The organism is Priestia sp. 40 (assembly GCF_049368575.1).
Taxonomy (GTDB): Bacteria; Bacillota; Bacilli; order Bacillales; family Bacillaceae_H; genus Priestia; species Priestia zanthoxyli.
In genome coordinates, this window is the sequence record NZ_JBMPZA010000004.1 from 45049 (window position 1) to 58842 (window position 13794).

Sequence of the window (13794 nt, forward strand, 5' to 3'; positions counted from 1 at the left end):
TGAACATTACGAAGCCGAATATGTGTTAAGAGCCTCAATCATTAAATCCCAAAAACCATCTACATCAAGGGTTAAACCAAACTTCGCATTCGCTTTCCTTCCTGTAACTCCAAGCAAATCAACTGAAGTTGTTCCAGCCGTGTATTCTCCGCGTGTTTCTACTACAATATTAACTTCTTTGAGCGTAAATAGTTCTGGAGCTACACAATAAGCAACGGTCAATACATCGTGAACAGGCGGACCATCAAAGCCAAAGGTTTCTTTATAGGTAGATTTAAAAAATGCTAATAATTCACCCACTTTTTTTGCTACGTTATTATCAATGTTCATCACTTGGTTAATAACATTATCTGTTGCAACGGCTTGATGCGTAATATCTAACCCCATTACTACGAGTGGAATGCCGCTGTCAAACACTTTTTTAGCCGCTTCTGGGTCTGCCCAAATATTAAACTCAGCCGTTGGCGTCCAGTTCCCGAAGGTTCCACCGCCCATAAGGATAATCTCTCCAATGTTTTCTTTAATTTCTGGAGCTTTTATTAAAGCTAAGGCAATGTTCGTTAAAGGACCGGTAGGCAAAAGCGTAACGGGATCTTCTGACTCTTTGACCATTCGTATAATAGTATCTACTCCGTGTTCTTCGCTCCAGCTGCGAGAGAGAGCCGGGAACTCAGGACCGTCTAATCCTGAATCTCCGTGTATACTAGGCGCGTTTTCACGTCTGCGCATCATTGGTTCGCTTGCTCCTTTTGAAACAATCACGTTATGTAACGATACCAAGTCACACACTTTCAAAGCATTCACCGTCGTTTTTTCGATTTCCGCGTTTCCTGAAACAGTTGTAATCGCTAAAATATCTAATTCCGGTCGTGCGGCAGCTAAAATAATTGCAATGGCATCATCATGACCTGGATCACAGTCCATAATAATCTTTCTTTTTTTCATTATGATCACCTCTATAGAATGGATAAATTGCTGTTAATTTTGCGTGGATTTTATTTTCTCTAAAATAGCTTCTGTAAACTCCGATGTAGAGGCATGTCCGCCTAAATCTTTCGTTTTCACTTCATCTTGGAGCGTTTGATAAAGTGCGTGTTCTACTGTAGCAGCCACTTCTGTAAGTTTACGATCCGCATGTTTTTCAGCCAGCCATTTGAGTATAGTATTTTTTTATGTCTATAGATTAAATTCTTTTATCTTTCTTTTTGCTGCTTTTTAAAAAAAGAACTAGCTAATGCTTCGTGCTCCAGATTTTCTATCAACCAGTACCTTAATTGGCGCTATTAAATTTTAAAAAACACCCAATTAATACCTAAAATACGATTTAATTATATCATAATTCAGAAAATTAAACGGTTCTACGTTGGCACGAAAATTGCTTGTATTGTATATGAGGAATACAAAAGAAAGGAGCAATATGTAGGCGCAGATAAGGAAGCTGCTTTTAAAGAAAGAGATGTTTGTCTAAGGCTATTATTTCATAATGAAGGGGAGAAGAAGAATGAGTGAACCGCAAAAGGAAATGAGTTCATTAAATAAGATACGGAAAAAAGAGAGAAAAATAAACGTTTTTGCTTTATTGTTAGGCTTTCTTGTGATTGCTACTATTTTAACGTATATCTTGCCAGCCGGAGAATACGCACGTGTAGAAGTAGACGGACGAACAACGGTAGATCCTCAGTCGTTTAAATGGATTGATTCTACACCCGTTGGTTTCTTTGATATGGTCAAAGCGATACATACAGGAATGGTAGAAGGAGCCGACATTATCTTTTTTGTATTAATTATCGGCGGTTTCTTTGGTGTACTAAGCGCTACGGGTACAGTAGATGTATTAATTACAACGATGGCTAAAAAGCTTGCTACTAGAGAAAAATTATTAATTCCTGTTATGATGCTATTTTTTGCGGTAGGCGGTTCTTTAATGGGGATGGCGGAAGAAACGCTAGCCTATATTCCTCTTTTAATTCCGCTGGCACTTGCTCTTGGGTTCGACGCATTAACGGGAACTGCCATTGTTTTAATTGGAGCATCAGCTGGTTTTACTACGGCAGTTATGAATCCGTTTACAGTAGGTGTTGCACAAGGAGTAGCAGAACTTCCTATGTTTTCTGGAATGGGCTTTCGCCTTATTTTATTCGTAGTTGTGTACGCTGTTTCAGTATGGTTTGTCTATCGATATGCGATGAAAGTGAAAAAAAGTCCTTCGATTGGAACATACGGAAAATACAGCATAACTAATGCAAATAAACTTTTAAACTCAGACGCGAAGTTAACTAGAAAGCATAAATGGATTATGGCAGCATTTCTTGTTAACTATGTAATTCTTGCTTTTGGTGTTATTAAGTATAAGTGGTACATTACTGAAATTGCCTCTCTGTTTGTGATTTTGACAGTTGTGATTGGGATTATTGGAAGGCTCTCTGTTGAAAATACAGTTAAGTCGTTTACAAACGGGGCAGCAGCACTAGTTGGAGGAGCGCTTGTTATCGGAGTTTCTCGCGCAGTTCTTGTTGTTTTAAATGAAGGTCATATTGTAGACCCTATGCTTCATCAAGTATCTGGAGCGATTCAACATATTCCGGGATATTTAAGCGTCATCGGAATCTACAACTTCCAAGCGCTGATTCATCTTATTTTAGCATCTGGAACGGGTCATGCGATGCTGACGATGCCAATCATGACCCCTCTTGCAGATTTGCTTGATATTACGCGACAAACGGCAGTATTATCTTTTTCTTTTGCAGACGGCATCGGAAACATTATTTTCCCGACGGCTGGAACATTAATGGCTGGCTTAGCGATTGCGGGAATTTCATGGACAAAGTGGGCAAAATGGGTGTTGCCGTTAGTCCTTATTCAATATGTGATTGGTCTAATAGCCGTTGTAATTGCTTATTTTATCAATTACGGGCCATTTTAAGCATTAAAATTATATAGAAAAATGTTATTCGCAAGTCGAGCTTACTAGTAGGAGGAATAGAAGTTGTTAACCTTAATCAAAAACGCAGAAGTATATGCACCACAGCACTTAGGAAAAAAAGATATATTGCTTGCAGACAGCAAAATCATCCTTATAAAAGATTGTATTGATCATGTAAATACGTCCATTCCTATTGATGTTGTAGATGCCGCTAATCACATTATAGCTCCAGGCTTCATTGACTCACATGTTCATATTATTGGCGGAGGAGGAGAAGGTGGATATAAAACACGCACTCCTGAACTAATGTTAACTGATGCAACGACTGCCGGTGTTACAACTATTGTAGGTGTACTTGGAACAGACGGTACAACAAGAAGAATGGAAAACCTTCTGGCCAAAGCAAGAGGGTTAGAAGAAGAAGGGATCAGCTGCTTCATTCACACAGGTTCCTATCAAATACCGGTAAAAACGTTAACTAATAGCATCGAAGAAGATCTTATTTTAATTGATAAAATTATCGGAGTAGGTGAAATTGCCATTTCTGACCATCGTTCCTCTGAACCGACATTTGAAGAACTGGTGAAGGTGGCTACCGCTGCTCGCAATGGAGGAATTTTATCAGGAAAAGCCGGAACGTTAGAGATTCACGTAGGAGATGGAGAAAGAAAATTATCTTTATTAAATCAAATTGCAGATAAAACAGACCTGCCAATTCGTCAATTTCATCCTACACATATTAATAGAAATGAAGAGCTGTTTAAAGAAGGAATTCAATTTGCAAAGCGAGGCGGATATGTAGATTTTACGACTAGCACGATCCCTCACTTTTTAGAAGAAGGCGAAGTTAAGTGCAGCAAAGGGTTACGCATCATGTTGGAAGAGAAAGTGGCGATTGACAGCATTACGTTTTCATCCGATGGAAACGCGAGCCTGCCGTTTTTTGATGATAACGGAGATTATAAAGGTCTTCAAGTTGGAAAAGTGTCTTCTTTATTTCAAGAAGTACGAGATGCAGTATTAGAGGAATCAGTACCGTTAGAAACAGCTCTTCAAGTCATTACGTCTAATCCTGCCAAAGTATTAAAACTGTCCAACAAAGGGCATATTCAACCCGGAAAAGATGCAGATTTAGTCCTTTTAAATAAAGAGACGCTAACAATTAAAACGGTTTTTGCTCAAGGTAAAGTAATGGTAAAAGACGGTGTCCCTGTTGTGAAAGGAACGTTTGAATAACAGGTTTTAGACATCATTTATCGAAAGTATCGCGGAAAGGATACGAGCTAATTAGAGAAGGGTATTAAAATTTGCGTGGAAAGGATCTTTCAAATGAAAAAGAAACTGGTTTCATGTCTCATCAGCTTTACATTACTTTCTTCGTTGAGTACACCCCTGCTTGCAAAAGCACAAGAAAATACTGAGGGCATTAAAGGCAGCCTTGTTATTGCAGGCGGAGGTGTAGGAACATCCAATCACGATATATATGAAAAATTTCTCTTGCTTGCTGGGGGAAAAGAAAAAGCCAAAGTAGGGATTATTCCAGCTGCTAGCACAACGCTGCAGTCTTCTGAAAAGTTTAAGGAAGACCTCGTGAAATACGGAGTAAACTCAGATTCTATTCAAATTCTTCCCGTTTCCAATCACGATTTTTCTGACACACAAAAAGATGAATCGACTTGGAAGAATCAAGTGAACGACAAGAAGTTATCCCGTACGATTAAAGGACTAACGGCAGTTTGGTTTGTTGGAGGAGACCAAACAAAAATTGTGGATTCCCTTCGTCAAAATAATGGAAACGATTCTGAAGCGTTAAAAGCTATCTGGGATATATATCGTAAGGGAGCAGTTATCGGAGGTACAAGTGCAGGAGCTGCAATTATGAGTGACGTCATGATTACAGGAGGAGACAGTCTAGGAGCTTTAAAAGAAAGTATAGGAAACAAGGAAAATAAACATGTAAACGAAAACCAACACAATAAGAAAGAGTACGAGCCTCTATCAGTTCAAAAAGGGCTGGGATTTTTCCAACACGGCATAATTGATCAGCATATGGATGAACGAGCACGACTTGGGCGACTTGCAGTAGCTGCGTATAATGCTGAACGCGACAAAGAAAAAAACTTTGCATACGGTGTAGACGAAGATACTGCTATGGTCGTTAACAATAAAGATCAAAAGGTTGAAGTCGTTGGAAGAAGCGGAGTAGCTGTATTAGATATGAGCAAAGCTAAGCTTATATCTAAGCAAAAAGTGCGTTCAGGCTTAGAGAACATAAAAGTCAGTTACTTATCTCCTGGAGATAAAATTAACTATCATTTAAAATCATTTGAATTTCCAAACGATAAAGTAGAAACGAAGGGGTTTGAATATTATTCCTTTAACGCACTACCTGCTACGGGTGTTTTTACACCGTATGGAAGGTTAAAGGCTTATTTATCCTATTCTCTTATTGACAATGAATCGATGAAATCTGCCAAAAGCTATGTTTATGACAGTCAAGGGTCTGGGTACGAAATTGCTTTTCAAAAGAATAGTGATACAAACGGCTATTGGAGATATACTGACGGACAAAAAGATGATTATTCCATTGTAAATGTAAGAATGGACATTACGCCTAAAACCGTCAAATTTCAACCGGATAAAAAAACTAGTTTAACGTATAAAAAACCTACTTTTTCTTCATCTGAAAGTCCTGCATACGATTCGATTAAAGGTAACCTCTTAATTGCAGGAGGAGCGCTTGGCAGCAGTAATTCAAGCGTGTATAACAAGTTTATTACTCTGGCAGGAGGAAAGCAGGCCAAAATAGGAATTGTTCCTGCAGCGAGTACTAAGTTCGACTCTTCTAATCAGTTTAAAAGTGATTTAGTTAAATACGGAGTGAAGGCAGAAAATATAGAGATTTTACCTATTTCAAACCATGACTTTAAAGGAACTTCTGAAAATGAGTCGAATTGGAAAGCAAATATGAATAGTGATAAACTAGCGCAAAAAGTTAAAGGGCTAACAGGTATTTGGTTTGTAGGAGGAGATCAAACCTTGATTACGGGCTCGTTGCGGAATGAAAATGGTTCGGACTCAAAAGTTTTACAAGCCATATGGCATACGTATAAAAACGGGGCAGTACTTGGCGGTACGAGTGCCGGAGCGGCGATTATGAGTAATACTATGCTCGCTGGCGGAGATAGCTACGGAGCTCTTTCGTACGGATTTACAGACACATACGATGATATGACTCAGCAAGAAGGCGGTCCTGCTTATTTAGAAAAAGGCCTTGGCTTTTTTCAATACGGTCTTGTAGATCAGCATTTTGACAACAAAGCAAGACTGGGACGTCTTATTGCAACAGCGTACGAAAAAGGAAATAAAAATCAGCTTGCGTACGGAATCGATGAAGATACAGCTATGGTGGTCAACAATTCAGGAAAACAAATAGAAGTTGTTGGAAGAGGCGGTATTACGTTAGTTGATTTAGCCAAAGTACAGGCAAATGACAAATTTCCGAGTGATTACAAAAATATTCTTATCTCTTGTATTACTCCAGGCGATAAAGTAAATATGACAACAAAAGAAATCGTAATAAACCCAGGTAAAACGTCTACTAGAAAAAATGAATACTACAGTGAAAAAATTGGGCCAAACACGGGTCTTTTCTCTCCGCACGGTGTATTAAGAAAATTTTTAGCTTACGATCTTATCGATAACGCTCAGAGCAAAGAAATAAAGAGCTATACGTTTAACCAAAACAAAGGTTTTGAGCTTACCTTCAGAAAAAGCCCTGAAAGCAATGGCTATTGGGCTTATACCGACGGTCAAAAAGACAATTACTCTATTGTGAAAGTAGCCTTAGATATCAAACCAATAAACGTAGACATTAAATGAGAAGGAAGTAATTCAATGCATCTAGCACTTTAGCATATCGTGCCTCCACCTATTAAAGTGGAGGCGCTTTTTTCTACTTTTTTTATTTACAAAAGGGACAAACGTCCGCTAGATGAAATGCACAGCAAAGTATAAAATGATAGGTACAGTATTCCAAAAGCTAATCTCTGAAGGCAAGTCAAGTTAAAGGCCTGTAGAAAGGTGTCCATACGATGAAAAAGAAATTAGTTTTAATAACAGGAAGTAAGCAAACTAGAATCATTTTACACAATCAATTAAAAGAGTTGTTAGGAGATTACATTTTTATTGAATGCTTTGCGATTGATGAAGAATTACCCGGAAAAATTGATGGAGATGTTGTCCTTTATTCATCAGAGAGTATATATCATGAAATAAAGAACAGATTAGACGTTCAGCATGCACATGAAATTGTAGGAAATAGAACGATTCACCATAAACATATAAGTAAATTGCTGAAAATCCCTGCCCATACAAAAGTGTTAATTGTAAACGATGATGATAAAGAAACTCTTAAGTTAATAGAGTCTCTCTATCAAGTAGGGATTAATCATGTTCAGTTTATTCCTTTTAAAAAGCAAAAGACCTATTACGAAGGGGTTGAAATTGCTGTTTCTCCAGGTGAGGTTCACTTGTGTCCCCCATACGTAAAACATGTAATTGATATAGGCGTTAGACTTTTTGATATGGCGACCATTTTTGAACTTATAAAATCATTCGGTTTTAATCAGTCTAATCATTCAATAATTTGGGATCGCTATTTGCGAAACATCATTGTGCTGCAAAAAAAACTAATAGAAGCAGAAGGGCAAATGAAAGAACTTCACCTTCATGTAAAGAGTATTGTAAACGTAGTAGAAGATGGTATTCTTGCCGTGGATTTTAATAGAAAAATTACGTTATTCAATAAAAGGTTAGAATCATTGTTTCAACTAGCTTCTTCTGATGCTATAGATCATGAGATTCAAAGCGTAATTTCTAACAAAAGCCTTGTGGAGTTTATTATATCGTCCAACGAGAAAAGTCAGTACTTTAACATAAACGGGTACGAAATGGTTATCTATAAGTCAATGATTAAAGAGAGCAATACTACTGTAGCAACGTTTAAAAGTGTTAATCAAGCTGTTGAAATAGAAGGAAAAGCGCAGTCAGAACTTAGAAAAAACGGTTTTTCTGCTAAGTATAACTATCAAGATATTATCGGAGAACATCCAGCTTTGCTTAAAACGATTGAAATTTCCCGGAAAATGGCTGCCACTGAGTATCCTATTTTAATTCAAGGAGAAACCGGTACAGGAAAAGAGCTGTTTGCTCAGGCTATCCACAATCATTCTACACGTAAAAATGGACCATTTCTTGCGGTAAATTGCAGTGCCATGACCGATACATTGTTAGAAAGCGAGCTGTTTGGGTACGAAGAAGCCAGCTTTACAGGAGCGCAAAAAGGCGGCAAAAAAGGGCTGTTTGAGAGCGCTGATAAAGGTACAATCTTTTTAGATGAAATTGGTGATATCAGCCCGCGTTTACAAACCCAGCTTTTAAGGGTGCTTCAAGAAAAAGAAATTAGGCGGGTAGGAGGTGCAAGAGTAATTCCGATTAATGTAAGAATCATAGCAGCCACTCACAACAATTTACTACATAAAATGAAAGAAGGTGTGTTTCGAGAAGATTTATACTATCGTTTACATGTACTATCTTTAACCATTCCTCCTTTAAGATATAGAAGAACCGATATTCCTTTACTCATTCATCATTTTATTTCTAAATCGAAAACGTGGACGCATATCCATCCAGAAGCGATGAAACTGCTGATGGAATACGAATGGTTAGGAAATATAAGAGAATTAAAAGGAGTCATTGAGTATTTGCTTACCGTCTGTGATGAAAACGAAGTGAAAGCAAAAGACGTAGAATATAGGCTTAGTAGTCAAAAAGAGGATCATTCTTTGTATGAAATTGAAAATGAATCGTTGGACTTGATTGAACTTCAAGAAAATCATGCTCTGTTAGAAACGATAAAACAGTGTAATGATACAGGAAAAGCAGCAAGCAGAAAGTGGATCACACAGCATTTAAAAGGCTTTACTCTTACAGAACAGCAGGTGAGAAATCGTTTGGATGTACTAGAAGAAAAAGAGTATATTATAAAGCGCAGAGGCAGAGCAGGAACAAAAATAACAGAAAAAGGACTGCATTATCTATATCATTTAAAAACAAAACAGCACTTAATCAATCCTTAATATAAGGAAGAAAGGGAAACTTCACTAATTAAGTTTCCCTTTTCTATAAAATAAAATATTCATTTACCGTTTACGGCTGATTTCCTCCGTAAACTTTTCCTGTAGAAGAAGTAATAACACCGCCGTTTACGTTTAAAGTATAAGCTAATCCTCCAGAACCTGTCCAAGTGGAAAGATTAAAAGTGCTGCCATTAAATAGTTTATAGATAGAAATATTATTAAACGTCAGAGGCTGACCGCTTACACAAGTAGTAGGCGCCTTATTTGTTTTAGCCAGATAAACAGCAGCATTTGTAGAGCCTGGCTGTGTTACTACTTTAGCTAAACCGTCTTTTTCTACCAGAAGCGCTGACTGTTCATTAACAGCAATCCCTTTTGCGGTTGTCCCAGTTTCTTCTCCGTCTTGGATATTACGTGCTAGAAATGTTAGAAAGCGTCCCATTCTATCTCGTTGTTCAAAATGGGTGTCTGTTTGGATGTTGTTGTTATGAGGTGTTTGAATCAAATAATCTGTAAAGGAAATAAGAGAACTATAAGGATTGTTTAGCGCTGTTTTAGAATCTAAAGTTGTAGAGCCTGCTGAGATAGAGTCGTAAATATGATCCCCTTGAATCATAGTACCAGCACTTGTTCCCCCAAAAGGAATGCCTTGATTGATACGATTATTTAATGCTGTCAGAGCCGCAGAACCTTCTAAGAAATCTACGTAATCATCCTGATTGCCTCCAGCAAAAAAGATGCCTTCTGCTTTGTTGATTTTATCAATTAAAGAAGAGTCTGAGCCTGCTCTTATTAAATCATCGACGAGAATTGTGCTAACAGAGTTAAGAGGCTTACCTATGCTTTTTGCTAGGTCGTAGATATAAGAGTTATAGGCATCAGTACCCGTCGCTCTTATAACTAAGAAATCTCCGCCGTTTGCCTTTTGAATCATCCATTTGAACGCTTCATCTACATCGGTGCTTCCTCCCATATAGACTTGTCCGAAGCTTGTACTGGTCGCTTTGTCTGCAGTACTTCCCACCTGATAAAGCGTATAAGGTGCAGAAGCAGCAGAAGCTGAAATGGGCAGTAAAAGAGACGTCGCGAGAACAGCACAAGTGATGACTTGCTTTTTAATACTTTTCTTACGTTTAGCTTTTTTCATAAAGTTCTCCTCCTTTAATTAAGTGTTCATAGATGAACATGCAAGTTTTATACCAACTTATTAAACAGCTGAACAGCTGTGAAAGAAGAGGTCTTTTGAAAAAATACGCATAACATAGGTTCTTTATGGGTTCTTATTAAATTGCTTTATACCCAAAAATGACAAGAAGAACTCTAACTTGGATGCCTAATAGTGAAAGGGAAATAGTAAAGGATATATTTTAAAAGTCCATACTTCATTGAAAAATATCATTTAAAAACTTAAAATTATGATAGAAAGGAAAAACTAGGATAAAAAAGGGCTTCCCCAAATTAGCACTTTATTTGTTTAAAAGACCTTCATTCTATCAATATCTTCGTCTCTTAAACGTTTTCTACTAACATTTCTACGCAGAAAAATTATACACGAGAGGATCTGTCAAAATGAACAAACAGGAAAGTAGTTATAGATGGGTTGTTTTTGGAACCGCTTTATTAGCATATTATTTGATTGTCAGTCAACGAACAGCCCCCGGACTTATTACAGAACAGTTAATGAAAGATTTTCACGTTTCAGCGTCTGTTATAGGATTAATGACGAGCATACAATTTTTAGCATACGCAGGCCTTCAGATTCCTGTTGGCTTACTTTCTGACCGGTACGGTCCAAATCGATTTCTTATTATAGGGTCGCTTTTAACCGGAATAGGAAGTCTTATCTACAGTACGGCTCCCAACGAATATGTCTTAATTTTCTCTCGTTTGCTAGTCGGTACCGGAGACTCCATGATTTTTGTCAATTTAGTGTTAATTTTAAGTCAGTGGTTCAAGGGAAATGAGTTTGTAAAGCTGTTAGGTTTAATTGGGCTGGTAGGAAGTGTAGGTTCATTATCAGCTACTGTGCCTTTATCTATGTGGATTTCACTTTCAGGCTGGAGAGTTCCTTTTCTTAGCATAGGTCTGGTTTTAATGGCGGTATCTTATTTGCTTTATGTCGTTTTAGTTATAAAACCTAAACGATTATTTGTAGATGATGCTAAAGCAAATAAAGCCTCTGTTAAGACTCAAGAAAGCGTATGGGCGATCCTAAAAAGGGTAATGACGACTCGTCAAGCATGGGCAACATTTCTTTGTCATTTTGGTGTAGTGGGTACATACATTGGCTTTATTGGTTCTTGGGGAGTTCCTTATGGCATGAATGTGTTTCATTTATCTCGCGCTGATGCAAGTCAGCTTATTATGTATGGTTTGTTTGGCGCTATGATTGGCGGACCTTTAATCAGCTGGGTATCAAGCAGGTTAAACTCTATTAAAAAAATCTATTCACTCGTCCATCTTATTGTGGTGCTTAGCTGGACAGGATTATTATTAACCGGAGTGAAACCTTCATTCATGCTAGTCGTTATTTTACTTTTTATCATCGGATTTGGAAACGGCGCAAGCGCTTTGACATTTGCCGTAGTACGTCAATCTTTCTCAGTAAAAGAAGTAGGAGTTGTATCAGGTTTTGCTAATATGGGAGGTTTTCTAAGCGCCGTATTATTACCTAGTATTTTTGGAAACGTCCTTGATTTATTCCCCGAGCGCTCGCTGCAGATCGGGTATCATTATGCTTTTATGATTCCCATTTTGTTTTCAATGATGGGGTTGTTAGGTGTCTTACTAATTAAAGAAAAAGGAAAAAAGGAGCAGAGTGTGCTGAATGCTTCTTAATTCACAATGACTGTCTCATTTATAGTGCAAAAAAATTTGTATCTTTATTATAAGGTTCATTTTTATACTTTCAAGCAGCCAGAAGATAATCGCTTTTATAAGTGATTATCTTTTTAGTCTACCCCATTTTTTTAGAGTCATATAAAACTATACTTCTAAAAACAATAGTATAACTGAGCATTCTACTCCAAATAGATTTTACTCATATCAGTAAGACAAAAATTTTTATAAGACAGCACGCTAGTAGAATTTACTACTTAAATAAAGAGCCACATCGCGAATGGCTTTATCAGTTTCACTTTCTATTAACTCTCTGTCCTTAGTATACGAATAAAGAGTATCACCGTGAAGAAGGTGGTCTGATAAATTTAATAAGCCCACGGCGCGCTTGTTGAATTTATGAGCAATCGCTAAAGTGGTAGCTGTCTCCATATCCACGCCGAGAAAATCTGCAAGTGACCATTCTTTTATCATATTATGCGTCTCCATAAGCATGGCACCCATACTGACCACATGTCCTTTTATATAGCTGTAGCCTTTTTGTTCACAATATCTGCAGGCGGCTTCCACTAGCTCTTTGTCAGCTTCTACAAGCGTTTGGTCTGGTAAATACCAGTGCGATACGCCGTCTTGCATTTGTGCTGCAGATACAATTAAGATATCTCCATATTGTATAGTAGAAGATAAGCCTCCAAAATATCCCGTTTGAATAAATAAGTCGGTTCCGCTGCCAGCAAACTGATGGACTATGTTTGATGCCATCGGACTGCCGTACACATTCGCAAACCCTATATTTCTGTTTTTGAACTTACCTATCACGGTGTTCCATTTAGGCATATGAACATTAGTAGATAAAATCTCTTTCCATAAGCTTATATTATCTTGGAATCCCCACTCACCATGAATAATGAATGCATTAGGCAGCTCTTTTTCTGATAGCTTTAATACGTTTAGCCAATCTTCTTTTTCAAAATCCCCATACAGTTTCATATCGTTCTCCTTATTCTTTTCATTTAGACTAGTTGGAGAAGAATTCTTCATTACTAGCTTTTATTCCTTTAATTTTTAAAACGAACAATTACAAAATAAATGACGGTTCTGATTTGGAAATGAAGTTATGTGTGCTTTTTTACTTGTTTTTGACAAATATTTATGACTAAAAAAGGAATTCACTAATAATAAAAGAAATTTCTTACTAACGGTTATTTAAATTAGATAAAGCTGTGAGAAAAGGTCCGTTCAGTTAATGAACAGATAAGAGGAGGGAATTACAGGTGTCACACCATTTTCCTGTAATTAAAACAAAAAGGCTTGTACTAAGGGAAATTGTAGCAGAAGACGCAGGCAACATTTTAAAATACATCCGATAAAGAAGTAATGAAACACTACGGTCTAGAGCCTTTTACAACGGTTGAGGATGCTTCAAAAGAGATTGCGTGGTATAAATCAATCTTAAGCGGAAAATCTGGAACAAGATGGGGTATTACTCTTAAAGAACAAGACGACATTATTGGCAGCTGCGGGTTTCTTAATAGAGTTCAAAATCATTACCGTACGGAAATTGGTTATGAATTAGCCAGAGACTACTGGGGGAACGGAATTGCTAGTGAGGCATTAGGCGCTGTCATAAAATATGGTTTTACACATTTGAACTTGCGAAGAATTGAAGCTTTAATAGAGCCTGCTAATGTTCCTTCACAAAATCTAATAAAAAACCACGGTTTTGTAAAAGAGGGATTATTAAGAAGTTATGAATTTACGTGTGGAAAATTTGATGATTTGTATATATATTCTTTATTAAAGCAAGATTTTGACAGGATTCAACCACATGAGGGGAATATCTAGACATGGTTATTAAGAATATGAATAGTACGACGACAGATAAGGGAGAAA

The 13794-nt window shown here is 37.3% G+C and carries 9 protein-coding genes and 1 pseudogene; 6 read left to right on the plus strand and 4 right to left on the minus strand.

Going from position 1 to position 13794, the window contains the following annotated elements; all coding sequences use genetic code 11:
- Positions 1-6: 6 nt before the first annotated feature.
- A complete protein-coding gene (locus tag ACO1DI_RS00535; protein ID WP_014460771.1) occupies positions 7-945 on the minus strand; it encodes a nucleoside hydrolase in 939 nt (312 codons plus the stop codon).
- A gap of 33 nt (positions 946-978) precedes the next feature.
- On the minus strand, positions 979-1113 hold the full coding sequence (locus ACO1DI_RS00540) for an isocitrate/isopropylmalate family dehydrogenase (protein ID WP_014460770.1): 135 nt from the start codon (positions 1111-1113) through the stop codon (positions 979-981).
- 388 nt (positions 1114-1501) lie between these two features.
- Between ACO1DI_RS00540 and ACO1DI_RS00545 the strand changes: the two genes are divergently transcribed.
- From ACO1DI_RS00545 to ACO1DI_RS00560, 4 genes are all read left to right on the plus strand, one after another.
- Positions 1502-2923: a YfcC family protein gene (locus ACO1DI_RS00545; protein WP_423144944.1), complete on the plus strand. Its 1422-nt coding sequence runs from the start codon at positions 1502-1504 to the stop codon at positions 2921-2923.
- Between the two features lie 63 nt (positions 2924-2986).
- Positions 2987-4159: a beta-aspartyl-peptidase gene (iadA, locus tag ACO1DI_RS00550; protein ID WP_140450573.1), complete on the plus strand. Its 1173-nt coding sequence runs from the start codon at positions 2987-2989 to the stop codon at positions 4157-4159.
- A 93-nt stretch (positions 4160-4252) separates the two neighbouring features.
- On the plus strand, positions 4253-6805 hold the full coding sequence (locus tag ACO1DI_RS00555) for a cyanophycinase (protein ID WP_423144945.1): 2553 nt from the start codon (positions 4253-4255) through the stop codon (positions 6803-6805).
- Between the two features lie 212 nt (positions 6806-7017).
- Positions 7018-9063 (plus strand): sigma 54-interacting transcriptional regulator, encoded by a 2046-nt coding sequence (locus ACO1DI_RS00560; RefSeq protein ID WP_423144946.1) that lies wholly within the window; start codon positions 7018-7020, stop codon positions 9061-9063.
- A 70-nt stretch (positions 9064-9133) separates the two neighbouring features.
- On the opposite strand, the gene ACO1DI_RS00565 is transcribed toward ACO1DI_RS00560, so the two are convergent.
- Positions 9134-10210 carry a cyanophycinase gene (locus ACO1DI_RS00565; RefSeq protein WP_423144947.1) on the minus strand — a complete coding sequence of 359 codons (1077 nt, stop codon included), beginning with the start codon at positions 10208-10210 and terminating at the stop codon, positions 9134-9136.
- A gap of 422 nt (positions 10211-10632) precedes the next feature.
- On the opposite strand from ACO1DI_RS00565, the gene ACO1DI_RS00570 reads away from it, so the two are divergent.
- Positions 10633-11901 carry an MFS transporter gene (locus ACO1DI_RS00570; protein ID WP_014460764.1) on the plus strand — a complete coding sequence of 423 codons (1269 nt, stop codon included), beginning with the start codon at positions 10633-10635 and terminating at the stop codon, positions 11899-11901.
- Positions 11902-12141: 240 nt separating this feature from the next.
- Here the strand turns inward: ACO1DI_RS00570 and ACO1DI_RS00575 are convergent, their stop codons facing one another.
- Positions 12142-12891, minus strand: a complete 750-nt coding sequence (locus ACO1DI_RS00575) for a uridine phosphorylase (RefSeq protein WP_423144948.1) — start codon at positions 12889-12891, stop codon at positions 12142-12144.
- Between the two features lie 284 nt (positions 12892-13175).
- Between ACO1DI_RS00575 and ACO1DI_RS00580 the strand changes: the two are divergent.
- Positions 13176-13746 (plus strand): annotated as a pseudogene (locus tag ACO1DI_RS00580) (GNAT family N-acetyltransferase).
- Positions 13747-13794 lie beyond the last annotated feature (48 nt).

Excerpts from the sequence above, each read along its gene's own strand:
- ACO1DI_RS00570 (WP_014460764.1), top strand. The coding sequence starts at position 10,633 with ATGAACAAACAGGAAAGTAGTTATAGATGGGTTGTTTTTGGAACCGCT.
- ACO1DI_RS00555 (WP_423144945.1), top strand. The coding sequence starts at position 4,253 with ATGAAAAAGAAACTGGTTTCATGTCTCATCAGCTTTACATTACTTTCT.
- ACO1DI_RS00545 (WP_423144944.1), top strand. The coding sequence starts at position 1,502 with ATGAGTGAACCGCAAAAGGAAATGAGTTCATTAAATAAGATACGGAAA.
- ACO1DI_RS00575 (WP_423144948.1), bottom strand. The coding sequence starts at position 12,891 with ATGAAACTGTATGGGGATTTTGAAAAAGAAGATTGGCTAAACGTATTA.
- ACO1DI_RS00565 (WP_423144947.1), bottom strand. The coding sequence starts at position 10,210 with ATGAAAAAAGCTAAACGTAAGAAAAGTATTAAAAAGCAAGTCATCACT.
- ACO1DI_RS00535 (WP_014460771.1), bottom strand. The coding sequence starts at position 945 with ATGAAAAAAAGAAAGATTATTATGGACTGTGATCCAGGTCATGATGAT.
- ACO1DI_RS00560 (WP_423144946.1), top strand. The coding sequence starts at position 7,018 with ATGAAAAAGAAATTAGTTTTAATAACAGGAAGTAAGCAAACTAGAATC.